Source organism: Gilvibacter sp. SZ-19, from assembly GCF_002163875.1.
GTDB lineage: Bacteria > Bacteroidota > Bacteroidia > Flavobacteriales > Flavobacteriaceae > Gilvibacter.
In genome coordinates, this window is sequence record NZ_CP019333.1 from 1,498,140 (window position 1) to 1,522,705 (window position 24,566).

At 44.6% G+C, this 24,566-nt stretch carries 16 protein-coding genes; 9 read left to right on the plus strand and 7 right to left on the minus strand.

Features of this window, described 5'->3' with window-relative positions; all coding sequences use genetic code 11:
- Window positions 1-88: 88 nt before the first annotated feature.
- The 3 genes from BTO09_RS06870 to BTO09_RS06880 all read left to right on the plus strand — a co-directional run bounded on the left by BTO09_RS06870 (window position 89) and on the right by BTO09_RS06880 (window position 5,737).
- Complete coding sequence (locus BTO09_RS06870) at window positions 89-973, plus strand: hypothetical protein (protein ID WP_087524070.1); 885 nt, start codon at window positions 89-91, stop codon at window positions 971-973.
- Between the two features lie 66 nt (window positions 974-1,039).
- Window positions 1,040-2,578 carry a glycine--tRNA ligase gene (locus tag BTO09_RS06875; RefSeq protein ID WP_087524071.1) on the plus strand — a complete coding sequence of 513 codons (1,539 nt, stop codon included), beginning with the start codon at window positions 1,040-1,042 and terminating at the stop codon, window positions 2,576-2,578.
- A gap of 225 nt (window positions 2,579-2,803) precedes the next feature.
- Complete coding sequence (locus BTO09_RS06880) at window positions 2,804-5,737, plus strand: GEVED domain-containing protein (RefSeq protein WP_087524072.1); 2,934 nt, start codon at window positions 2,804-2,806, stop codon at window positions 5,735-5,737.
- A 34-nt stretch (window positions 5,738-5,771) separates the two neighbouring features.
- Here BTO09_RS06880 and BTO09_RS06885 read toward each other — a convergent pair whose 3' ends face one another.
- On the minus strand, window positions 5,772-6,113 hold the full coding sequence (locus BTO09_RS06885; protein ID WP_087524073.1) for a hypothetical protein: 342 nt from the start codon (window positions 6,111-6,113) through the stop codon (window positions 5,772-5,774).
- Between the two features lie 42 nt (window positions 6,114-6,155).
- Window positions 6,156-9,563: a hypothetical protein gene (locus tag BTO09_RS06890; protein WP_087524074.1), complete on the minus strand. Its 3,408-nt coding sequence runs from the start codon at window positions 9,561-9,563 to the stop codon at window positions 6,156-6,158.
- A gap of 188 nt (window positions 9,564-9,751) precedes the next feature.
- Here BTO09_RS06890 and BTO09_RS06895 point away from each other — a divergent pair, with 188 nt between their 5' ends.
- On the plus strand, window positions 9,752-10,516 hold the full coding sequence (locus tag BTO09_RS06895) for an exodeoxyribonuclease III (protein WP_087524075.1): 765 nt from the start codon (window positions 9,752-9,754) through the stop codon (window positions 10,514-10,516).
- Window positions 10,517-10,534: 18 nt separating this feature from the next.
- Window positions 10,535-11,572, plus strand: coding sequence for an aldo/keto reductase (locus BTO09_RS06900; RefSeq protein ID WP_087524076.1), 1,038 nt, complete (start codon window positions 10,535-10,537; stop codon window positions 11,570-11,572).
- On the opposite strand, the gene radA is transcribed toward BTO09_RS06900, so the two are convergent.
- Window positions 11,569-12,933 carry a DNA repair protein RadA gene (gene radA / locus BTO09_RS06905; protein WP_087525510.1) on the minus strand — a complete coding sequence of 455 codons (1,365 nt, stop codon included), beginning with the start codon at window positions 12,931-12,933 and terminating at the stop codon, window positions 11,569-11,571. The genes BTO09_RS06900 and radA overlap by 4 nt on opposite strands.
- 176 nt (window positions 12,934-13,109) lie before the next feature.
- Here radA and BTO09_RS06910 point away from each other — a divergent pair, with 176 nt between their 5' ends.
- A complete protein-coding gene (locus BTO09_RS06910; protein ID WP_087524077.1) occupies window positions 13,110-16,676 on the plus strand; it encodes a T9SS type A sorting domain-containing protein in 3,567 nt (1,188 codons plus the stop codon).
- Window positions 16,677-16,710: 34 nt separating this feature from the next.
- Here the strand turns inward: BTO09_RS06910 and BTO09_RS06915 are convergent, their stop codons facing one another.
- The 4 genes from BTO09_RS06915 to panC are packed head-to-tail and all read right to left on the minus strand — an operon-like array spanning window position 16,711 to window position 20,111.
- Window positions 16,711-17,865 (minus strand): alpha/beta hydrolase, encoded by a 1,155-nt coding sequence (locus tag BTO09_RS06915; RefSeq protein ID WP_087524078.1) that lies wholly within the window; start codon window positions 17,863-17,865, stop codon window positions 16,711-16,713.
- 40 nt (window positions 17,866-17,905) lie between these two features.
- A complete protein-coding gene (locus BTO09_RS06920) occupies window positions 17,906-18,877 on the minus strand; it encodes a lysylphosphatidylglycerol synthase transmembrane domain-containing protein (RefSeq protein WP_087524079.1) in 972 nt (323 codons plus the stop codon).
- Between the two features lie 8 nt (window positions 18,878-18,885).
- Window positions 18,886-19,236, minus strand: coding sequence for an aspartate 1-decarboxylase (gene panD / locus BTO09_RS06925; RefSeq protein ID WP_087524080.1), 351 nt, complete (start codon window positions 19,234-19,236; stop codon window positions 18,886-18,888).
- Window positions 19,237-19,262: 26 nt separating this feature from the next.
- Window positions 19,263-20,111 (minus strand): pantoate--beta-alanine ligase, encoded by an 849-nt coding sequence (gene panC, locus BTO09_RS06930; RefSeq protein ID WP_087524081.1) that lies wholly within the window; start codon window positions 20,109-20,111, stop codon window positions 19,263-19,265.
- Window positions 20,112-20,218: 107 nt separating this feature from the next.
- Between panC and BTO09_RS06935 the strand changes: the two genes are divergently transcribed.
- The 3 genes from BTO09_RS06935 to glmS are packed head-to-tail and all read left to right on the plus strand — an operon-like array spanning window position 20,219 to window position 24,476.
- Window positions 20,219-21,025 carry a glycogen/starch synthase gene (locus BTO09_RS06935; protein WP_087524082.1) on the plus strand — a complete coding sequence of 269 codons (807 nt, stop codon included), beginning with the start codon at window positions 20,219-20,221 and terminating at the stop codon, window positions 21,023-21,025.
- 4 nt (window positions 21,026-21,029) lie between these two features.
- Window positions 21,030-22,616 (plus strand): DUF4270 domain-containing protein, encoded by a 1,587-nt coding sequence (locus BTO09_RS06940; protein ID WP_087524083.1) that lies wholly within the window; start codon window positions 21,030-21,032, stop codon window positions 22,614-22,616.
- 12 nt (window positions 22,617-22,628) lie between these two features.
- The gene (gene glmS / locus BTO09_RS06945; RefSeq protein WP_087524084.1) at window positions 22,629-24,476 is read left to right on the plus strand and encodes a glutamine--fructose-6-phosphate transaminase (isomerizing); all 1,848 of its coding nucleotides are present in this window, start codon (window positions 22,629-22,631) and stop codon (window positions 24,474-24,476) included.
- Window positions 24,477-24,566: the final 90 nt, after the last annotated feature.

Consider the following 24,566-nt stretch of genomic DNA (forward strand, 5'->3'; position numbering starts at 1 on the left):
GATTATTCGCCAAAAAGAGGCGTTATATGGGAAGTGACTGCTACCTTTGCATTCTCACAATCAATGAAATATAACAAATAATTATATCATGAGTACAGAAAACAGCACAACCAAATTTAAAGTGCTAATAGGCGTATTGGCCTTTTTACTAATCGCTTTAGGCATTTACACGGTAAGTTTATACAACAGCAGCCGTGAAACCACCAACAGCCTTACCGAAGATAAAGTAAAGATCGAGGCTGAGCTGGAATCGCTGATCAAGGAATACGATGTGGTGATCCAGGAGAATGATATTAAAGACAAGGATCTATTGGCTGCCAAAGAACGCATTCAGGTGCTATTGGATTCGGTTAAGGACTCAGAAGCTAACATGGCTTTGATCCGTCGTTACCGCTCTGAGATCGGGCGTCTTAAAAATGAGCGTCTGGAACTCTTTAAGCGTGCCGACAGTTTGATCGCGCTAAACCAAGTACTGCTTACAGAAAGAGACAGTACAGCGACCATCTTGTCTCAGACATTAAGAACAGTTGATTCTGTAGCAATTGAGAACCAAACTCTGGCAGAGACCGTTGCAAAAGGAGCGGAAGTAAAAGTAGCAGACCTAGCTGCAGAAGCCGTTATTGTGCGCAACAGTGGTCGAATTGTAGATACACGTCGCGCCAGTCGTGCAGATCAGATCCGTTCTTGTTTTACACTAACTGAGAACGCTATTGCCAAGCCAGGTGATCGTTTGCTATTGGTGCAAGTTATCAATCCGAAGAACAACGTTTTGGGAGACAAAGCGGTTATGAATTTTGAGGATGAGACCTCACTGACCTACAGTGCAACGACCAAAGTGTTCTATGAGAACGAAGAACTAGACGTTTGCGTTATGGTCAAGGCGGCAGAAGAAGATCTAGTAGACGGTCTTTACACGATCAACGTGTTTGACGGAGCAAAACAAGTGGCCTCGACCACCCTTACGCTCAAGTAATTAGTAGCCTTTAAAAAAACAGAGCCACTGCGATGCTATCGTGGTGGCTTTTTTTATTTTTGCGCCATGGCACAAAACGACGATCAATTCAAGCGCGTCATATCGCACGCAAAAGAATACGGATATATCTTTGGATCCAGTGAGATCTATGACGGCCTTAGCGCTGTTTACGACTACGCTCAGAACGGGGTAGAGTTAAAAAAGAACATCCGCGACTACTGGTGGAAATCTATGGTGTATATGCACCAGAATATTGTAGGGATAGACGCTGCTATCCTTATGCATCCAACCACCTGGAAAGCTTCTGGGCACGTAGATGCTTTTAACGACCCACTGATAGACAACAAGGATTCCAAAAAGCGTTATCGTGCCGATGTGCTCATTGAGGATTATTGCGAGAAGCTCAATCAGAAAGCGCAAAAAGAGATCGCGAAGGCGCGCAAGCGTTTTGGAGACAGCTTTGACGAGCAGCAATTTGTGGAAACCAATCCACGGGTCATTAAATACCAAACCCAGCAAAAGGAGATCTTGGAACGCATGGCGCGTTCTTTAGACAAAGAAGACCTGGCCGATGTCAAAGCTTTGATCGAAGAGTTAGAGATCGCAGATCCTGTTTCTGGATCTAAGAATTGGACCGATGTGAAGCAGTTCAACCTTATGTTTGGGACTAAACTCGGAGCCTCTGCCGAATCTGCAACCGATCTTTATCTGCGTCCGGAAACCGCACAGGGAATCTTTGTGAATTTCTTGAACGTTCAGAAGACCGGTCGCATGAAGATCCCATTTGGAATTGCCCAAACCGGAAAAGCCTTTAGAAACGAGATCGTGGCGCGACAGTTCATCTTTAGAATGCGAGAATTCGAGCAGATGGAAATGCAATTTTTTGTGCGACCAGGCGAAGAACTCAAGTGGTACGAATACTGGAAAGAGACCCGACTTAAATGGCATTTGTCATTGGGTATGGGTGCCGACAATTACCGTTTCCACGATCATGAGAAATTGGCGCATTACGCCAATGCAGCAGCAGATATTGAGTTCAACTTCCCTTTCGGATTCAAGGAATTAGAAGGAATACACTCCAGAACTGACTTTGACCTCAAAGCACACGAAGAACACTCGGGCAAGAAACTTCAGTTCTTTGACCCAGAACTGGGTGAAAGTTATGTACCTTATGTGGTGGAGACCTCTATTGGTCTTGATCGTATGTTCTTGGCAGTGCTCTCTCACAGTTTAGAAGAAGAGCAACTAGAAGACGGTAACTCACGTACAGTGCTAAAATTGCCGGCGGTCTTGGCTCCGGTTAAAGCGGCAGTACTTCCGTTAGTAAAGAAAGACGGATTACCAGAATTGGCGCAGTCTATAATCGACGAGCTGCAATGGGAGTTCAATGTGCTGTATGACGAAAAGGATGCGGTAGGAAGAAGATACCGAAGACAAGATGCCCTGGGTACTCCTTTCTGTATCACCGTAGATCACCAATCCCTAGAAGACAAAACGGTGACTATCAGACATCGTGATTCTATGGAGCAGGAACGTGTTGCCATTGCTGATCTGGGTAGTATCATCTCAGAAGCAGTAGCGATCAAAACTTGGTTAAACAAGTAATCCCTAGTAATTTAGTAGGGTAAATTTAACAAGTTTACTTTCAAGACCTTAGCGAGAATTCCTTGAGAATCAGTATGTGGGCATTCGCATTATTATGCTGATAATCAATGCGATATTTGCTATTTCAGCCCAAAATTATTGCCTCAATTCGTTGTTGTTTTAGTGGAAAGCACGTACATTAGATGACTTTTTAACTAATGTGCTGACTAAAAACTAAACTTTAACATGAGACTGAAAAATTATCTTTCGGTGCTAATGTTGTTGCTCGGTGTGCTAACACTTCAAGCGCAACAAGGCCCGATATCAATTGGGACAGTTGACAAGATGACCTATGTAGAGCCACTTGCTTCTCGCTCCTCTCTAATTCCGGCGACTAATGTTGCTAAAGAAGCTCAAGACGGGCGTATTCGTTCCAGCTGGATCAAATCTGTACCGGGAAAAGGCTTTGGGTATGACCCGAATGCACAAACAAGAGACCCTTATTCTGTAGCAGGGATGATCCCAACTCGCGGAACTGGTTTTTCTTTTACTTCTGCTTTCACTTCTTCTTCGCCAACGGATCCTGCCGGAGCTATTGGACCTAATCACTATTTCGCAGTATTCAACACTGGATTTAGAATTTTCGAGAAGGACGGAACACCGCTTACAGGGCAACTTTCGCCGCTTAACATTTTTCCAGATCCAGGATGTTGTGACCTTACTGTTTCTTATGACAACGATGCAGATCGCTGGGTAGTAACATTCTTAGGTGCGGGAGCTCAGATCGCCGTTTCGGATGGGCCAGACCCATTAACTGCCGGTTGGTTTGTTTACGAGGTTTCTACCATTAATGATTATCAGAAACTTTCTGTATGGAGCGATGGTTATTACATTACAGACAATATTTCTTCACCAAGTTTGCGTATAACTGCTCTTGAGCGTGATGCAATGCTTGCAGGAGATCCAGGGGCTCAGATCCTATCATTTGGATTACCAGGAATTGCTACCAATGGTTTCTACAGCCCTCAGGCTTTCAACATTTCAAACGACAACTTTCCTGCTACAGGATCTGCTCCTATCGTTTTCTTACAGGATGATGCCTTTGCTGGCGTTGATCCAGGAAATGACCACATCGGACTTTGGGAAATTGATGTGAACTGGGCAAGCCCAGGTAGTTCTACTGTATCTGCGAAACAAGAGATTCCTCTAGATCCATTTACTTCAGTTTTTGATGGAGGATCTTTCTCTAACTTGCCGCAACCAGGTGGTGGAGCTGTGATCGATGCGATCCAATCAACTATTATGAATCAGGCACAGTTCCGCAAGTTTCCAACGTATAATTCTGCGGTATTCAACTTTGTAGAAGATGCTGACCCAACTTCCGGCAAGCTCGCTGCTATTCGTTGGGTAGAATTGCGTCAGGATGGCGATGGACAACCATGGTCTTTGTTCCAAGAAGGAACTTATATCGCACCAGACGGAAAGCACGCCTGGATGGGATCTATGATCATGGATAATGCCGGTAATATCGGTATGGGTTATATGGGTATGTCAGGACCAACTACTCCAACTACTGTTCGTGTAAGTTCTTACTATACCGGACGTTTTTCTACGGATGCCCCTGGCGAAATGACCGTGGCAGAGACTTTGATCGAGCCTGGAGTGGGGAACCTTCCAAACTTCCGCGCGGGAGACTATAGCAAGATCGATGTGGACCCTGCAGACGATCAAACCTTCTACTTTGTTAATGAGCAAGTGATCTCTGGAGGTCGTGCTAACATCGTAGGAGTATTCAAATTAGCGCCAGACCTAGACAATGATACTGGGGTGATCGCTATAGTACAACCAGACAGTGGAACACTTTCTTCTACAGAAACTGTAGAGGTAGTTGTTCGTAACTTCGGATTGGTTGAGCAAACTAACGTACCTGTTTCTTTCAACGTAGATGGAGGAACCGATGTGACAGAGATCGTTGCTGGGCCAATTCCACCTTCAAGTAATGTGACCTATACCTTTACTGCTACTGCAGACCTTGGTACTATAGGAACTACTTACGTAATTAACGCGAGCACTGCTCTTGCTGGAGATGAGTTTGCTGCAAACGACGGTATTTCTAAAGAAGTGACCTACCTAGAGGCTAATGATGTAGGTGTAACTGCACTTAACAGTCCTTCTTCTGGATCTGGTCTAACTGCTGCAGAGACGGTAACAGTTACTATCACTAACTTCGGAGGCGAGACGCAAACGACTATTCCAGTTTCTTTTGCTATAGATGGAGGTACTCCAGTTTCTGAAACTTACACAGGTTCTATTGCCAGTGGTGAATCAGACACTTATACTTTTACAGCAACAGCGGACCTTTCTGCACTTGCCACTTACGAGTTTGTAGTAGGAACTTCACTTGCTGGAGATGCTGACACTTCTAACGATGCAATAACTGTTGAGGTAGAGAACACTGTTTGCCAGCCAGAAGGTAACTGCGAAGGCTTTGGCGATGGGGTAACCATGCTACAGCTTGCAGATCAGGATATCATTGTAGATTGTAACTCTACCGGATACGCTGACAATACGGATATCGTATTTACTTTCATGCTAGAGGACAATCCCTACGATGGAGTGCTTCAGATGGGATGGCCAGATTCTTCTTATGCGATGTGGATCGACTGGAACGACAACTTTGTTTTCGAACCTACCGAGATCGTAGAGTCCGGAAGTGTTGCTACAGCCGATACAGACTTCCCTTTCAACATTGACCTATCTGTATTCCCTGGTCTAACTACCGGAGAGCACCTTATGCGTGTTCGTGGAGAGGACACTAGTGGAGATGGTAATGTATTAGATCCTTGTGATGACTTGCAATTTGGTCGTACCAACGATTACACTGCTAATGTTACCGGTGTTCTTGGTGTGGACGAGCAAGGAATTGCCGATGCTGACTTGATCATCAGTAGCTCAGATCAGAAGGTTTTCCAAGTTACTTTGAGTAACCCACAAATTACTTCAGACCTTAACATTCAGGTACACAACGTAATGGGACAAAAGATCCTTTCTAACATGATCGCGAATCAAGGAGGGACTTTCACTTATACGCTAGACATGTCTTATGTTTCTAGTGGAGTTTATCTTGTACGTGTTGGTAACGCCAACTACGGAAAAGTTAAGCGAATCATAGTTAAGTAATTAACTAACCAACCAATCCTAAAAGGCGGAATTTTCATTCCGCCTTTTTTTGTATCTCAGTGATACTTACCGGGCCTGCCATATCGCAGCGGTTCATACGTCTTAAACGACTGAACTTAACCCAAACCTCCAATTGATCTGTTTTGAATTCGTCTTTCAGGTCTATGGGGTCTACGTATTCATTTTCTAGTTTAAGCACTACTGGACAGCCAGAGCTTTCTGCCTGAACCACTACAGTAGCAGCTTGATATCCTTCTGCTGTCATCATTTGTTCTTTAGCGGCTTTTGCTGCGGAGTCTTCCTTTGCTTGCTGGCCCGAATTGCAAGAGGCAGCAACACAGAATACAAAGGCAAATAGTGATAATAAAGGTCTCATATATGGAGGTTTGAAATCACAAAGTACAAAGAACGTACCGAATTAGAAAAAGGCCCTCAGCTGCACGCTACCTGTGTGTATGGCTTTGGATTGTTCGCTTTTACGTCCGAAGTAAGAGAGGTTAGCATCTAAATATTTGGTGATCTTTTGCTGCAATAGCAGATTCCAAGTAAAGTTGCTTCCTGGCTGTAAGCCTTCTAAGATCTGATAAGCGACAGGAGAAAAGGTACTGCCGCTAAAGCTGTTATCTATATAATTGAACTCTGCGGTAATGGAGGCGTTCTGTGATTTGTTGTAGGCGAACAGCAGCGTAAATCTGTGTTGATCCAAGGCTTCTTCTCCTATGGAATTGGCCTTTCCGGTAAAGGTGTACCCCAGGTCTAAACGAGTGGTTTTATTCCAGAGGTAAGATAGCTTCGGATTGTAGGTTTCCACCTCGATACTAAAATTGCGACTCGGGAAGTTTTCTGCCAGGCTTTCATTTTCAGACCATATACTTCTGGCATTGAGTAGAAAGAATGTTCCAATTTTATGATTGAAATTAAGCTGGTGACTGCGCAAACGATTCTCTTGCAATCCTGTGGCCAGTAAGTTGTTATTTGCAGTATTCAGATAGGTATAACTGGTTGTATATCGTTGTTTTCCTCTATTAAAAAAGAGCACATTCTTAAAATTGAGTTGCAAACCTAATTGGTCATCGCCGCCATCCTCAAAAGGATTGATCTTAAAGCGTCCATCATTACGCCTTACTTTGCGATCAACCAAATAAGAGGCTTGATTGTAAAATTTAGACAAGAGTTTCTTGAACTTGTTCTCGCTGGTAGCCCATTGTTTGGGCTGTAAGGTGATGCTCTGGCTAAAGGCGTTTTGATTTATGGGTACAAAGGTTCTGTTGGGCAAAAGCACACGGACATATTCAGCCTCGTCTTGAAACTGCGCAATCTCAAATTCGTCCAATTCTTGTATGCCGTTGCCGTTATAATCGTTCCAGGTGTAAATTCCCTGCCCGGGTTCTACAGCAACATAGGTGAATTCTTGTTGCGGCACTACTCCGCTGTTAGATTCAAAAAGAGTAGTGGCTACCAAGGCGCCTTGCCACAACCGCTGATTGTAACTCAAACGGCCATTGAGTACTTGTTCGTCTGGCATCTCGGTTTGTTCAAAGCGCGTTCGGCGATAATTGGCAATAAGGCTTAATTGCGTGGCTTGTGTATTTAAGATCCGGGTCTTGGCGTAGTAAGAGGCGGCCTTCGCTACCCGTTCTAAACTGTTGTTCATCACACTGTCGGTGACGCGATTTATATAACCTACTTCTAAATAGACTTTAGTAGAATCACCTACGCCTGCGTAGGCCTGATATTCACTAAAACGCTGACTTAATGGTGTAAGCGAATCGTTGACCACCGCACGTTGTTGGTTGTCCTCAAAATTGAACTTTCCACCAGCCCAATACTTGCCCAGATTTTGTCTGGCATTTACAAAGACTCTTGCAAATTCCGAATCCAAGCTGTCTCCGCTACTATTGAGTATACTCGCAGAGATCAAGGCCTGTGTTTTTTTATGTTGCAAATTACTGGTCAGTACATGTCTAGACCCGTTAAAACTGCCGTCAAAATTCAAGTATTGAAATTCATAGCGAGCAGCACCCCATTTCTTAAGAGCTCCTTCTAAACCTCCAATGGCATAGGTTTGATCTCCATCGGGCATAAAGAGGTTCCAGTCTCGGGTAAATTCCACATTAAAAAGCCGTTCTATGGACTGGTATTCTTCTTGTAGATAATTGACATTGGCAAAGGCGTCTAATCGTGTCGCAAGACTGTCTTTGGCCAGCAATCTTTGTGCTAGGGTCAATCGTGCTGCCAAACCGTTGTTGTTGTCATCGTCTATATCGGAGAACAAATTCCGGTCACTGCGGCTAGCACTGAGCTCAAAACCAATTTGTGTTTTTTCTGAGGGGCTATAGCTACCGTAAAGACCACCAACTTGAAGCAGGGTTGGTGCTACCAAAGGAACTACTGGGGCGTAATCTCCTTGAGGCACACCGCCTACCGGGGGAACAAACTCAAAGATCCTGCTTATGGTATTTTCTGATTGGATAATGTAATTCCCGTTATTAGGCCCTACAAAGCTGAATCGAACATTGAAAAGTTCATCATCTGGATTGTCAGAGAACACAAATGCTTCTATGCCTCCTATAGTTTCACGACGATAAAGTATCTTATTCTCAGAAAAGGTGTCTGGCACAGTAGAAGGCGCATTCATTAAGCTCAGATCGTCTCCAGCCGCCTGAAGCACGGCTACTTGATCTTCGGTCAAGTTTTGCTGTAGGGGCTGATTCTTTGCGTCGGATTCACTATAACCATAAGCGCTGATCTCAAAATTATCGCGTTTATAACCACCTTCTCCATACCCGATAAAGCGGGTGTAATTGCGATCGGTGAACTGATATTCCACCACGATACGCATAGAGGCATTGATAGGGAAAGTAGGGTTAAAACGAATTTCACCGGCATTGTAATCTATTACGTAGTCCTTGTTCTCACCGCGCTCCAAAAGCAAGCCATTCACAAAGACGCGTTCACTTCCAGAAATGATCAGAATGAACAATTCCCCATTGGGGCCAACAAGTTTATAAGGCCCTTGATTTCCCTCTTGTCCTGTAAAAGTGCTGCGGCTAAAAACCCCGCGTACCAAAGCCCCAGCCACTCCAAATCGAGATTCACTACTATCTTTGTGTTTTAAGGTTCCTCCAATAGATATCCCTTGGATCTTCTTGGTGAAATTCCCAAAATAGGTTCCGCTTTGAATTAAGTTTATATCCCCTGCGCGAATGTTCCAATTATCGCCGTAAAGCTCTACGAATATCTGATCAAACTCATCCAAATTTTGTGAGTAACCGCCTTCTTGAGTAGGAATATTGGCGTCTTGTATGGAAGCTCTAATAGACACTTTTTCGCTGAGTCGGCCAGTGATCTGCAGGTCTAATTCTGAATTTACCACCGCATTCTGATTGTTCCCAATGGTTACGCCTCGGGTAATGCTCCCGTTGGCATTAAGGCCTTGAAAGGGCGTACTATTTCGCTGGGTAGTGGCCTGCTGTAGGCTGTATAATCTGTCTAGGTTGCCACTGTTGGTCACAATTAGATTCGGGTCTAGATTTGCATAACGACGGGTGAGAAATTCTGGGTAACGCAGATAGCGGATCTCAACAGAGTCAGCTGGGGTGGCCGTTTTGAATCGCAAGCGAGCGCGGGTAAAGTCTATTTCGTATTGAGAGGCGTCTAGCAGTTGTCCATCCGCAGTATACACCTCAAAGAAATTCGGATTGATACTCACCGAATCCACCACCAGACTGTCTTGGGCGGCTACTCGAATACTGCGACGCAGTTTATCCTGGGCAAAGGTTCCCTGGCAGATCAGCAATACGATTACAAGTAAAGTTTGGCGCACCCTAAGGCATTTAATCAAGCTATATATAAAACTGAAAGGAAGTAGAATTATTTTGTTGATTTGTTAATGAAAATTTATGACTTACCGCTTCAGTAAATGTACAATACTGTCTTAACTTAGCATATTCGCCAGCCGTACTATTTTTCAGGGATAGTCGCTGTTCTGCGCTGGCAATAACAACTTATTTTATGAAGATCATTTCTTACAACGTAAACGGAATACGCGCGGCCATGAACAAAGGCCTAACAGATTGGTTACAAGCCGCAGATCCGGATGTGTTTTTAATTCAAGAGACCAAAGCCATGCAAGAGCAGGTAGATACTGCCGCTTTAGAAGCTGCAGGCTATCCGTACCATTATTGGTTCAGCGCAGAAAAGAAGGGTTACAGCGGAGTAGCTGTACTGTCCAAGCACGAACCCAAAAATGTAGTTTACGGCACTGGGATTGATTACATGGATAGCGAAGGTCGCAACTTACGTGTCGATTTTGATGAGGTCTCTGTAATGAGTTTGTACTTACCTAGCGGTACCAACGATGCCCGTTTGGGACATAAGTTCAAGTATATGGACGACTTCAGAACTTATATCGATGACTTAAAGAAAGAGGTGCCCAACTTGGTCATTGGCGGTGATTACAACATTTGTCACGAGGCTATCGACATTCACGATCCCGTCCGCAATAAAAAAGTGTCCGGATTCTTGCCGGAAGAACGCGCTTGGCTAGACGCTTTTATGAAAAGTGGTTTTGTAGATTCCTTTAGACACTTGAACAAAGAGCCTCATAACTACACTTGGTGGAGCTATCGCGCAAATGCCAGAGCAAACAACAAAGGCTGGCGCATTGATTACAATTTGGTATCTGAGCCTTTAAAAGAGAATATCAAACGTGCGGTGATCTTGTCAGAGGCCGTACACAGTGACCATTGCCCGCATATGGTAGAGCTCGATTTTTAAACTGATAATTGCTGTTGAATGAGATATAAAGAACTTCCAGGAACCGAAATAGAAGTAAGCAAGATCTGCCTTGGCAGTATGACATGGGGCCAGCAGAACACCCAAGACGAAGGTTTTGCGCAGATGGATATGGCCCTAGATATGGGCGTAAACTTTATCGATACTGCAGAGATGTATTCGGTGCCGGGGCGTCCAGAAACGCAAGGAAGCACAGAGACTATCATTGGTAACTGGTTTGCCGAGCGCAACAATAGAGACAAGGTCATTTTGGCAACCAAGATAGCAGGACCCAGCCCAACCTTTAAGCACATTAGGCCGAACCTTGGTTTTTCTGCGGATGCCTTAGAAGATGCTTTGCACAAGAGTTTGACTCGCTTACAAACAGATTATATCGATCTGTATCAGTTACATTGGCCAGAAAGAGCAGTGAATATCTTTGGGGTTCGCGACTACAACCACAAGCCAAATGCTCGCTGGGAAGATAATATTGGCGAGATCTTAGACCGTTTAGAAGTCCATGTGAAGTCTGGTAAAATCCGACATATTGCGGTGAGTAATGAAACTCCTTTTGGACTTATGCGATATATGGAAGAACACCGCAAAGGCAAACTTAAGATCGTTTCTACTCAAAATGCCTACAGCTTGCTGCAGCGCAGAGATGAGATTGGTCTTTCTGAGGTGCTTCAAATGGAAGACATTGGCTATTTGGCCTATTCTCCTTTGGCTTTTGGTGTACTCAGCGGTAAATACCTTAACGGGGCCATGCCTGCGGGAGCTCGCGTTACTTTGTTCCCAAATTACAACCGCTATAATGGTGAAGGTTCTCTTGCAGCAACCCAGGCGTACAAAGATATTGCAGAAAAGCACGGTCTGAGTTTAACACAGATGGCCTTGGCCTTTGTAAATGACAGGCCATTTATGACTTCGAATATTATCGGTGCGACCAGCTTAGAGCAACTAAAGGAGAATATAGAAAGTATAGAGATTCAGCTTTCTGAGGAGGTGATCCGAGAGATCAACGAGGTGCACAGCCGCATGCCAAATCCGGCAGCCTAACCAAATAAGATCCTAACCAGATCTGCAACCTTGGCTATTTTAACAACTTCTATAGTGTAGTCGCTGGCATTCACTTTGTTCTGATCTGAGATAACGATCCTTTCGAAGCCCAGTTTTTCCGCTTCGGAGATGCGTTGCTCTATACGTGTAACTGCTCGGACTTCGCCAGAGAGGCCTACCTCCGCAGCAAAACACTGTGATCTATCTACAGCTATATCCACATTAGAAGAAAGTACAGCTGCCGTTAAGGCCAAGTCAATCGCTGGGTCTTCCACGCGAATTCCACCGGTGATGTTTAGAAAGACATCTTTGGCTCCGAGTTTAAAACCAGCTCTTTTTTCTAGTACGGCCAAAAGCATATTGAGTCTCTTGACGTTAAAACCTGTAGCCGAGCGTTGCGGGGTTCCGTAAACTGCACTGCTAACCAAGGCTTGCACTTCTATAAGTAGCGGACGCATACCTTCTAAAGTGGCGGCAACTGCTGTCCCGCTCATGGGCTCGCTGAATTGTGAAAGCAGTATTTCTGACGGATTGGTCACTTCTCTTAATCCGCTGCTTTGCATTTCGAATATGCCGAGTTCGTTGGTGGAACCAAAACGGTTCTTATGTGCTCTGAGCAGGCGATACACATGATTTCGATCGCCTTCGAATTGCAGCACGGTATCTACCATATGTTCCAAGATCTTTGGGCCGGCAATGTTACCATCTTTAGTGATATGCCCTATTAAGATCACGGGGGTGTTGGTTTCCTTAGCAAACTGTAAGAGCTCTGAAGTGCTTTCACGGATCTGTGAAATGCTTCCCGCACCACTTTCTATATGGTTGGTATGTATGGTTTGTACCGAATCGATCACCAGGATCTCTGGTTGTACTTCGCCAATATGTCTAAAGATCTGTTGTGTTTGCGTTTCGGTCAAGATCAGGCAGTTGTCTGTATTCTCGGCCAATCTAGAGGCACGCATTTTTATTTGCTGTGCACTTTCTTCTCCGGAGACATATAAGGTCTTGGCTTTGAGTTGTAGGGCTACTTGGAGCATTAAAGTACTTTTCCCTATTCCGGGTTCTCCTCCCAGAAGTACCAAGGAGCCTGGAACCAAACCACCTCCAAGCACTCGATCTAATTCCGCATTGCCCGTCGCAATACGTCTTTGAGTCTCAAGGGAAATCTCTGAGATCTTTACTGGTTGAGGAGCACGCTTAGAAGATGTGGTTGCCGTTTCCCAAGTCTTAGACTTTTCGGCCTTTTGGAGCACTTCTTCGCTAATGGTGTTCCATTGCTTACATGAATTACACTGCCCCTGCCACTTGGCGTATTGGCTGCCACAATGCTGGCAAAAAAATGCTGTTTTGGTCTTGGCCATATCAAGACCGAAAATAGGCATATTTCTGCGTCCCGAGAAATCTGTAAAAGACTTCTTTGAAAGGAATTTTTGGCCAGTCATTTTAGTTCACTAAAAAAATGAGCCGCTTCACTAAATAAATACTGCTAAGGCTCAGGATTTCAGTTAGCTTGAACACTCAAAATAAACCGTACGTAATGAAAAAATTACTCTTTTTATTACTAGTTCTCCCCGCTAGTAGTCTTTTTGGGCAGGCTGTAAACGACGAGTGTGCCGACCGATTAACAATTAGCCCTGGCGTTGGAGGTTTTAACGAATTCAGCATAGACACCTCTACCGCGACAGAATCCTTAGACGCTTCCTGCGAAACTGCCAGTCAAGTGAACCTGGATGTATGGTATGAGTTTACCATGCCGGTAAGCGGAAACCTGAGAGTGACCAATGTTCCTAATACCGTCCGCTCTGTCTTATACGATAGCTGCTCAGGGACCGAATTAGCATGCTTTGGTGACGATGGGTTCTTTTATAATCTGGTTGGGGGAACCACTTATGTGTATCGACTCTCCGAACGAGACATCTTTGCCGGCAGCGTGAATTTTAGAATGGAAGCCTTTGCCAGCGCAACTAATGACGAATGCGCAAACCGACAAGCATTGACGGTATCTACAGCAACCACTACGGTAACTCCTTTAGATTACCGTGCTGCAACCGAATCGGTTGACGGGCCTTGTGAGACCGCTAGCCAAAATCAGTTAGATCTGTGGTACGAGTTCATTATGCCTGTGAATGGAAACATTCGTATTACAGGAATTCCCAATACAGTATTTCGCACCCTTTATGACAGTTGTGGTGGTGTAGACTTGGCTTGTGGTTCAGACGATGGGTTCTTCTATAACTTGACCTCTGGAACCACCTATGTGCTACGTATGTCAGAGCGCAGTCTCTTTGCCAGCGCAGATGACTTTACTATACAAGCCTTTGAAACTGCGGTAAACGATGAGTGTGTTAATCGCAACACCATAGTAGTGAATACAGGTAATGTCACTAATACTACACTAGATTTTAGAACTGCCACAGAATCTGTCGATGGTCCCTGTGAAGCGGCAGGAAACACCCAGCACGATCTCTGGTATGAGTTTACAATGCCTGTAAATGGAAACATAAGAATAACCAATATTCCTAATACTGTTTATAGAACACTTTATGATACTTGTGGCGGAGTTGATCTGGTCTGCGGATCTGACGATGGATTCTTTTACGATCTAACAGCTGGCACAACTTATGTGCTTCGGATGTCTGAACGCGGCCTTTTTGCCAGTGCAGATGACTTTGATATTGAGGCCTTTGAAACTGCTGCTAATGACGAATGTGCCAATCGCATAAACCTAGTGGTGAGTACCGAGAGTGTTACCAATACCACTTTAGATTATCGAACAGCAACGGAATCTGTTGATGGCCCCTGTGAAGCGGCTGGCAATACCCAGCAAGACCTCTGGTATGAATTTACCATGCCAGTCAATGGAAATGTTAGAATAACTAATATTCCCAATACGGTCTACAGAACGCTTTATGACAGCTGCGGAGGGATAGATATAGCTTGTGGTTCAGATGATGGTTTCTTTTACGATCTAACCGCTGGCACAACTTATGTGCTTCGGATGTCTGAGCGCGGCCTTTTTGCCAGTGCAGATGATTTTGATATTCAGGCCTTTGAGACCGTAGTTAATGACGATTGTGCCGAAGCTACAGCAATGGTTGTGGGTACGGTTAGCCCTATTGTTTATTCAATTGATTTTAGAGGCGCAACCGAAACAACGGACGGCAGTTGCGACACGGCAGGTAATACCAATTTAGATGTATGGTATACCGTTGAAATGCCTGTGGATGGATCTCTGGATTTATCGGGAGTTCCCAATACAGTGAATTTTACCCTTTATGATAGTTGTGGGGGAACAGAACTTGACTGTTTTAGTGATGACGGTAGTTTTACTGGTCTATCGGCAGGAGAACAATACCTTTTAAGGCTGCGCGAGCGCGCTCTTTTTGCTTCTTTTAGAACAGTAAATGTGGTTGTGACGCCAGATGTCATTGGCAGCTGTAGCAGTTCCACAACTTGGAGTGGTGGCAGTTGGTCTGCCGGTGTTCCAGATAAGACCACATCTGCAATAATTGCAGACAATTATGACACCGCGACCCAGGGTAGTATTTCGGCCTGTGAATGTACCATCAATCCAGGAGTAACTCTTACTATTGGTACAGGAGATTACCTGGAAACCAGTTTTAATATCACTGTGGATGGGAATCTTGAAGTAGCTCATGAAGGATCTGTCGTTCAAATGGATCCAACCGCTCAAACCATCAACAACGGCAGCATCAATGTCCGTAAATCCACCCCTGTACTTGCGGCCAAAGATTTCATGCTTATGGCGAGTCCAATGTCTGCGGAGAGCAGAGATGGCGTGTACAGCACCGCCTGGCGAGCTTATGGACACAATGCCGCCAATTTTAGCCCGAATCCGGATGTGGCCTTGGCGTTTCCTAGTGCTGAGGTCTTCATTGACGACAACGGGGACGACCGCATTTTACTGGGAGCAACATCGGCCTTGAATGCGGGAACCGGATATTTGGTATTCCCGCAAGCCACACCAACCGAAGCTGGTTTAAGCTACGATTTGGATTATACGCAAGGTACTTTGAACTCCGGCAATATTGCTTTCCCGATAGTGTACAACGGTTCCAGAGATGCCAGTTTTAATCTGATGGGGAATCCCTACGCATCCACCTTAGATGCCGTAGATTTCATTCAGGCCAATGCCATGATAGACGCCGTATATCTTTGGGAGCACAATACAGCGCCAAGTGCTGGTTTGCCGGGTTACTTGAATTTCAACTACAGTATGGAAGATGTTTCCGTTTACAATTTAACTGGTGGGATAGCTGCGGCTTCATCGCCAAGTGAGGTTCCCACAAGGTATATAGCCTCCGGGCAAGGTTTTGCTGTTAAGGCAACGGCAGCAGGAACTGCGGAATTTAACAACGGCATGCGTCGCAATTTCAATAACAACACCTTAAGGAGTACTGCGGAGTCTGTTTTGGAGGGTGATAGAATCTGGATACAACTCCAAGCAGCGGCCTATCAGGCTAGTAGTACTGCGCTTGTTGGATTCTTAGAAGGACAATCTGAAGCGGTAAACCCGGGCTATGACGCCAAACGATTGGCAACCTATGTTTCTGTTTATTCTCATACCCGCTGGGGTGACGAGCTAGGCATTCAATCGCTAGGTCGTTTTGATGATGAGCAGGTTATATTTTTAGGAGTCTCAAGCCAGCTACGCGGCTTTCATGAATTTAGCATAAGTGCTTCTGAGATAAAAGGTGTCGCTATTGAAAGATCCGATCTCTACCTCTACGACACAGAGCAAGACGTTTGGACCGACCTGAACCAAACAGCCTACCATTTTACTGCGGACGAAGGAAATCACCCATTCCGATTCGAGTTGCATTTTAAGAGACCTACTACCTCTGGGTTAGCAACAAGCATGAAAGCGTATCCTAACCCAACTTCTGGCAATGTGATGCTTCAGGCAGAAGCCCAAGAGATCACTGGAGCAAAACTCTATGATATGCTCGGAAGATTGTTGTGGAGTACTGAGCGCAGCTTTACGCAGATGGAATTAGACCTTAGTAACTATCCCAAAGCTACCTATCTGTTGCACTATCAAACTGCTGGAACTTGGCAGGTAACGCAAATTGTAGTGCGATAGTAATTAAAAAGCCCTGCAGTTGCAGGGCTTTTTTTTACCATCCAAAATCTTCTTTGATCTTGTCTGCTTTATCGAGCATCATATCTATGGTGATGAAATCCACCTCTTCTTTGTCATAAGCCCCTTGATAGGTACGCATGGCCTTTTTAGGTTCTCCCATTTCCTCGTAATAGCGCGCCAGATAATAATCACCTAGAACGGTGTCAGGGTATTGACTTCTGGCCAACTTTGCGATCTGCCCCAGAGCTTCCCATTTCTGGGTCTTCTCCGCAGCAGTTGCTACCGCAATAAAATCTTTTACACGAATGTCGTTCTCCAATCCAAAAAGCTCCTTGATGGTCGCGTATTTCTCTATAAGATAATCATACGGAGAGCCGGGAAGTTTAAGCAGTACTTCCTTGTATTCTTTTTTGCTGATGGGTCGGTATACCTGGAAAATCTGTTCCAGCGCTCGTGGAATTGCTCGCCCTACCAGCGAATAATGCGTTGCTCCTTCAAAATTGTCAAAATAGTACTGTAGGTTAGGGCTATCAATTGCCTTGAGTCTTTCGTTGAGATCCACGGAGATCTCCATAAGGTCTTTAACATCGTCAGTACCAGTGGCCAAGTAATAGAAGATCTTGTCCTCTATGCTAGGCAATCGTTCAGCCAAGCGCTCATCCATAAGAGGAGCTAGATCGGGACTCAAAGAGATATAACCCTGAAACAAAGGCGGTTCTTTAAAGAGGTAATAATTGATGTAGTTGGCCGTAAAGTCATGGCCCACAGCGATCACAAACTTAGCAGTGCGATAATTATCGTCTAAAAATGGAATGAGTTCCATACCGATAAACTCAAAAAAGGCAGCGCCTGTCTCGGCGGGGAAAAACTCAGTGTCGTCGTAATAACAGTCGTCATAGCGCTGGTCTCCGCCTTGCATGATACCTACAACTATGGCCTCTGGCATATCTTCCCAATACGAATAATAGTCTACGTTTCCGGCTACAGGCTCAAAGAGGTAATTGCCGTCTAATGCCAAGACAATGGGATAGACCTTTTCTTCTTCGGAGCTGTAGCTTCGCGGGAGCTGGATCTTGAGCTTTCTATTTGCACCCAATCGCTCGGAGGCAAATTCTTCATAAATAACTTGGGCTTGAAGTATCCCGCTATTGCAGATAGCGAGGATCAGCAGTAATAAAATACGCTTCATGATAAGGGACTTAGTTAATTACGCCCCGTAAGGTAAAAAATTATTTCTTGGCATTGAGAATGGGCAGTAGCAAGAAAGACGCTCCCCCAATAATGATGTTCAATACCGTTTGAGACCCCCAGATTACCCAGCCATAGGCTTCACCTTGTTCCTGCGGTATTCCAGAAAAGGCAAAAACAGCACCGATGATCAAAGGGTAGGGAAAGATCCCCAAGCCACCGTTGGTGGTGGACATAGAAAAGCTCCCCGCCACAAAGGCTACCATAATGGTACCCCAAGGAGTTTCTTCCATATTCGGCACGGCGTATTTAATTACCCAGAACATTAGGATATAGAAAATCCAGATCAGCAGGGTTTGAAAAATAAAGGCTCCTTTGCGCTTCATTTTTAAGATACTCTTGGTGCCGTCCAAGATGCCAATTAGAAAGGTGTTGATCTTTTGTAGCAATCGATTTTTACTGTAACGGATAACCCTAATAGCGATCAATAAGCCCGCAAATCCTATCGCTATGGCTAGAACTGCCCAAAGCGGATTCACTTGCTGACTTTCAAAGTAATTGAGCAGATTGCCGCTCTGTAGGGCAAAGGCTGTGGCTACAACGGTTATGAGCAGTATGAGGTCTGCTACACGTTCCGAGATAATGGTCCCAAAAGCTTGTTCAAACCGCACTTTCTCATAACGCGCAATGGTCACTGCTCTTAAGACCTCCCCAGATCTGGGAATGCCCAAATTGGCCACATAAGCCACCATTACAGCCATAAAACTATTGGCTAGTCTTGGGTGGCAGCCTAAGGGTTCTAGCAAGTATTTCCAGCGGTAGGCTCTTATAAAGTGACTCACAAAGCCCAATAAGAGCGAAACCCCGATCCAAAACGGATCGGCAGTTTTGATATTTTCCCAAAGCGCTGCACGAGAATCTGGTCCCATTTTGCTCAGGGAGAACCATATCAAAGCAACTCCTATCCCTATCGGAATTCCAACCTTAAGGAATTTGAGCAGGCCCTTTTTCAATGTGTGGATTATTGTAGGAGGTTATTCTCCTCATTCGGGAATACCAGCGCAGGTTTAAAATTCTTGGCTTCTTCCATACTCATGATCGCGTAAGTGATCAAGATCAAGATATCGCCAGGGGCAACCTTACGGGCAGCGGCACCGTTAAGGGTGATCTCACCACTGTTGCGAGGCCCAGGAATGGCATAGGTCTCTAAACGCTCGCCATTGTTGTTGTTTACAATTTGCACTTTCTCTCCTTGCACAATATTAGCGGCGTCCATAAGATCTTCATCTATGGTGATACTGCCAATATAATTCAGATCGGCACCGGTAACTTTTACACGGTGAATCTTTGATTTAACTACATGAATTTGCATGCTGCAAAGGTATTAATTTTTTTACCCTAGTTGAGTCCCATATTATCGATCAACCTTACCTCGCCGGCAAAGGCCGCTACAAAGGCTCTATACGTATTACTAGGATGTTTGCGGTAAGCGGTTTGTAAATTATCGGTAGCCGCTATCTCAAAATACTCCAAGTCGAGCATCGGATTCGCGGCAAAGGCTGCTTCTGCCTCACGAACTAGCGCTGGAATCGACTTAGAATCGAATTCGTCTTGTGTCTTCTTTAATATCTTAAAGATAAAGGGAGCTGCCTCTAGTTGCTGCGGAGTCAATCTGCGATTCCGAGAACTCATTGCCAAGCCATTTTCCGCACGGTGAATCGGGCAACCTATTATTTCTACGGGCAATCGCTCTAAAGCCACAAGCTTGCGCACTATCTGTAACTGCTGGAAGTCTTTTTCTCCAAAATAGGCTCGTGTAGGCGATACAGCTCTGAACAACAGATTTAGTACAGTTCCCACGCCGTCAAAATGGCCTGGTCTGTGTTTGCCTTCCATGGCCGATTCAATAGCGCCAAAACGATACGACTTGGCCTGCACAGCTCCGCCGTAAAGATCCGCAGCCTCTGGAGCAAAGATCACGATCTCCGGATCTATAGCATTTAAAAACGCAACGTCTTGCTCAAAAGGGCGGGGATATTTCTCCAGATCTTGGGCATTATTGAACTGGGTCGGATTCACAAAAATGCTCACCACCACACAGTCGTTCTGGGCTAGCGCTTGGGTCACCAAGGATCCGTGCCCGTCGTGAAGCGCGCCCATGGTGGGAACAAACCCAATTTGTGCTCCGCTTGCGCGTTTTTGGCTCAAGGTTTGCTGTAAGGTCGATATGCTGGTACAAATGGCCATTTGAATCTGCTAGAAGGCCCGCAAAATTAAGAGTTTAGCGGGAATCTTCACTAATTTTTCGTAATTTTGCAGAGTTTTTGAAAAACATCACTAATTAACAATCCTGTATGAAAGATAAAAGAATCTTGTATGTGTCTTCTGAAGTAATTCCCTATTTGCCAGAGACCGAGATTTCTTCGATGTCGTTTGAAGCTCCGCGCTTAGTGAACAACAACTCCGGACAGATACGAATTTTTATGCCGCGCTATGGCAATATCAATGAGCGTCGTCACCAATTGCACGAGGTGATCCGCCTTTCTGGAATGAATTTGGTGATCAACGATATGGATATGCCGTTGATCATAAAAGTAGCCTCTATACCTAAAGAGCGTATGCAGGTTTACTTTATTGATAATGAAGAGTACTTTAAGCGCAAAGCAACCTTTGCAGACGAAGATGGTAACTTGTTCCCAGACAACGACGAGCGCGCTATCTTTTTTGCCAAAGGAGTTATAGAGACGGTAAAGAAACTAAACTGGGCACCAGACATCATTCACGTTCACGGTTGGTTGGCGTCTTTGTTCCCGCTTTACCTGCGTCAATACTACAAAGAAGAACCGCTTTTCGAAAACAGCAAGATTGTTACTTCAGTTTACAATACTGGCTTTGAAGGCACGTTAGATAGTTCCATGGTAGAAAAGGTCAAATTCGACGGAATCGAAGGAGATGCTCTAGAGGAACTTAACGAAGCCGATTACAACAGTATCATGCGTGTTGCTATCTCGCACTCTGATGCTGCCATTATTGGATCAGAAGAGATTCCTCAGGAATTGGAAGATTATCTTAAAAAATGGGATAAGCCTGTGTTAAACTTTCACAATAAAGATTCCTTTTCCGAAGCGTATTTGGACTTTTACAACTCCAAAGTGTTATAATTTTATGAAAAGCGTATTGAACAGCTTGAACACCTATCGCGTGTTTCTTGCGGCATTGGTGCTCGGAGCGATCACCGTTGCTTGTGATGAAGATTCCACTACTCTCGGTGGAAATATCATTGGAGGAAATAATTTCGAAACTAGCATATTTGAGGGCACTCAGATAGTATCTTATACTGCGCGTACCCCAAGAGTACAAACAAACGGACTGAATTCGTATCAGTTAGGTACCTATACCGATCCTATTTACGGAAGAACAACGGCCAATGTGTTAACCCAGTTGTTGTTCAATCAGCCTGGTCCGAATTTCAATGACGAGCCGGAATTTCAGACGGTGACCCTGTCCATCCCTTATTTCAATACTTTGGATATTACTGCGGATGAGGCTAACACCTATATCTTAGACTCTGTATATGGTGATCAGCCAGTACATTTGCAGATATTCAGGTCTAATTATTTCTTGCAGGATTTTGATCCTGAAACTGGATTCGAGGATCCACAAGATTACTTCTCAGACCAAGGGCCGACCTTTGAGAGTTTTATGGGCGAGTTGATCTATGAGGACTTAAGCTTTTTCCCATCCGCAGAAGCCATTACCATTAACGAAGGTGAAGACGACGAAGAGGTCTTAGAACCGCAATTGCGCGTGGAATTACCCGTTGACTTTTGGAATGAATTGATCTTGGATATGGAAGGTACTCCAGAACTGAGTTCCAACAATGCGTTTAAAGACTATTTTAGAGGCATGTACTTTAAAATTACCCCTTTGGGTGATGAGGGAGTACTGTTCTATTTTGATATCACGGAAGCATCTCTAGAGATCGCGTATACCTATCAGGCTATCGATGTTGCCGACACCGACGGCGATGGCGACACTACCGATACCATCACCATTGAAGATGAAGTAGGATTCAATTTCCAAGGAATTACCGTAAATGTATTCGATGCAGATTACAACCCTGCTATTGAATTGCTACTTGCAGATCAAGACACGACCAATGGAGAGCCTTACCTTTACTTAAAAGGAGGAGAAGGTTCTATAGGTGTCATTGAGCTTTTTGGACCAGATACCGATGGCGACGGAGAGCCAGACCAACTCACAGAGTTGAAGGCCAATGATTGGTTGATCAACGAAGCGAACTTAGAGGTCTTTGTCGATACAGATCAAGTGCCAGGCGGTAATAACGAACCCGACAGGCTCTTTTTATATGACATGGACAATCGTCGAGTCTTGATAGATTACGAATTGGACAATACTTTTGCCAATACGGCCAACGATTTTAAAAGCACGCACTTAGGGGCTGTAGTCCGTGATGCGAGCGATAATGGTATCAGCTATAAACTCAGACTCACCACACATCTGAACAACATCATTCTTAGAGATTCGACCAATGTTCGACTCGGCTTGGCGGTGGTTCAAGATGTGATCACTACCAACTTTAGAAAAGTAGAGAGTCCTTTGAGTGAAGATATCAATAATGTTCCTCCGGGAGGTGTAAACTCTCAGGAAGGTACTATAGTGCACGGTAACGCTTCGCCCGATGCGGCCAAGCGTCTTAAATTAACCATCTATTACACAGACCCCGAATAAGACCCAGAAATTATGTGTGGAATTGTAGGCTACATTGGCCATAGAGATGCTTACCCTATTATACTCAACGGACTTCGTCGTTTAGAATACCGTGGCTATGATTCGGCGGGTATTGCACTCTATGACGGAAATGATATAGAAATGTGTAAGACCAAAGGAAAGGTAGAAGACCTTTCTAAAAAGGCAGATGTACACATTTCCAAAACCGGACATTTAGGAATTGGACACACCCGTTGGGCAACCCACGGAGTGCCAAACGATATCAACTCGCATCCACACATTTCTAACAGTGGGGATTTGGTTTTAATTCACAATGGGATCATAGAAAACTATGCGACCATTAAGAAGGAACTAGAAAAACGCGGTTATTCCTTTAAGTCAGATACCGATACTGAAGTATTGGTCAATCTCATAGAGGAGATCAAGAAAGAAGAAAAGGTAAAGTTGGGTAAAGCGGTGCAGATCGCTCTAAACCAAGTGGTCGGAGCTTATGCGATTGCGCTGTTCGACAGAAAGAAACCCAACGAGATCATTGTTGCAAAACTAGGATCTCCTTTAGCAATCGGAATTGGTGATGACGAATTCTTTGTTGCCAGTGATGCTACACCTTTCATAGAATTTACCAACAATGCTATCTATTTGGAAGATGGCGAATTGGCTATTATCCGTTTAGGGCGTGAGGTTCGCGTGCGCAAGATCAAGAACGACAAATTGGTCGATCCTTATGTACAAGAGCTTCAGTTGAACCTAGAACAAATAGAAAAGGGTGGATACGACCACTTTATGATCAAAGAGATCTACGAGCAGCCATCGGTAATAAAAGACACCTATCGCGGGCGTTTGCTTGCAGATCAAGGGATTGTTCGATTGGGTGGTTTGGAAGATCACATTCAAAAGTTCATGAACGCAGACCGAATTATTATTGTGGCCTGTGGAACCAGCTGGCACGCCGGTTTGGTGAGTGAATATATTTTTGAAGAGTGGGCGCGAATTCCTGTTGAGGTAGAATACGCTTCGGAGTTCAGATACCGCAACCCCATCATCACGGAAAACGATGTGGTCATTGCCATTTCGCAATCCGGAGAAACTGCAGATACCTTAGAGGCGATCAAATTGGCCAAGTCTAAAGGAGCCTTTGTTTATGGAGTATGTAATGTGGTTGGTTCTAGCATCTCAAGAGAGACGCACAGTGGAACTTATACGCACGCTGGTCCTGAAATTGGTGTGGCTTCTACCAAAGCCTTTACTACACAGATCACTGTATTAACGCTTATGGCCTTGCGTTTGGCCAAAGAGAAAGGCGCAATGTCGCAAAGTAACTATATGATGCACCTGCGCGAATTGGATCTAATTCCAGAAAAGGTGGCAGAGGCGTTGAAGACCAACGATCATATTGAAGCTGTAGCCAAACAGTTCAAAGACGCGGCAAACTTCTTGTACTTAGGTCGTGGATACAATTTCCCAGTGGCTTTAGAAGGTGCTTTGAAACTCAAAGAGATCTCTTACATCCACGCAGAAGGATATCCGGCTGCAGAGATGAAGCACGGTCCTATAGCATTAATTGACGAGAACATGCCTGTAGTGGTGATCGCTGTGAACAGCAACCACTATGAAAAGGTGGTAAGTAACATTCAAGAGATCAAGTCACGCGACGGAAAGATCATTGCCGTAGTGACAGAAGGAGATACCACAGTTACCGAAATTGCCGATTACGTAATGGAAGTGCCAAAAACTCCGGAGGCTTTAACGCCACTTGTGACTACAATTCCACTGCAATTGCTCTCTTATCATATCGCCGTAATGCTAGGTAAAAACGTGGACCAACCACGAAACTTAGCCAAGTCTGTAACGGTAGAGTAAAAATTTCTCAAAAAAAGCATTTAAGCCTCCCATTTTTTCGGTTAAAGAACTATCTTTGCACCGTTAAAAATGAGGGGCTTATTAGCTCTT

What these genes read in the sequence shown, in the direction of transcription:
- BTO09_RS06895 (WP_087524075.1), top strand. Translation starts at nt 9,752, where the DNA reads ATGAAGATCATTTCTTACAACGTAAACGGAATACGCGCGGCCATGAAC.
- BTO09_RS06910 (WP_087524077.1), top strand. Translation starts at nt 13,110, where the DNA reads ATGAAAAAATTACTCTTTTTATTACTAGTTCTCCCCGCTAGTAGTCTT.
- BTO09_RS06885 (WP_087524073.1), bottom strand. Translation starts at nt 6,113, where the DNA reads ATGAGACCTTTATTATCACTATTTGCCTTTGTATTCTGTGTTGCTGCC.
- BTO09_RS06875 (WP_087524071.1), top strand. Translation starts at nt 1,040, where the DNA reads ATGGCACAAAACGACGATCAATTCAAGCGCGTCATATCGCACGCAAAA.
- panD (WP_087524080.1), bottom strand. Translation starts at nt 19,236, where the DNA reads ATGCAAATTCATGTAGTTAAATCAAAGATTCACCGTGTAAAAGTTACC.
- glmS (WP_087524084.1), top strand. Translation starts at nt 22,629, where the DNA reads ATGTGTGGAATTGTAGGCTACATTGGCCATAGAGATGCTTACCCTATT.
- panC (WP_087524081.1), bottom strand. Translation starts at nt 20,111, where the DNA reads ATGGCCATTTGTACCAGCATATCGACCTTACAGCAAACCTTGAGCCAA.
- BTO09_RS06870 (WP_087524070.1), top strand. Translation starts at nt 89, where the DNA reads ATGAGTACAGAAAACAGCACAACCAAATTTAAAGTGCTAATAGGCGTA.
- BTO09_RS06940 (WP_087524083.1), top strand. Translation starts at nt 21,030, where the DNA reads ATGAAAAGCGTATTGAACAGCTTGAACACCTATCGCGTGTTTCTTGCG.
- radA (WP_087525510.1), bottom strand. Translation starts at nt 12,933, where the DNA reads ATGGCCAAGACCAAAACAGCATTTTTTTGCCAGCATTGTGGCAGCCAA.
- BTO09_RS06935 (WP_087524082.1), top strand. Translation starts at nt 20,219, where the DNA reads ATGAAAGATAAAAGAATCTTGTATGTGTCTTCTGAAGTAATTCCCTAT.
- BTO09_RS06915 (WP_087524078.1), bottom strand. Translation starts at nt 17,865, where the DNA reads ATGAAGCGTATTTTATTACTGCTGATCCTCGCTATCTGCAATAGCGGG.
- BTO09_RS06880 (WP_087524072.1), top strand. Translation starts at nt 2,804, where the DNA reads ATGAGACTGAAAAATTATCTTTCGGTGCTAATGTTGTTGCTCGGTGTG.
- BTO09_RS06900 (WP_087524076.1), top strand. Translation starts at nt 10,535, where the DNA reads ATGAGATATAAAGAACTTCCAGGAACCGAAATAGAAGTAAGCAAGATC.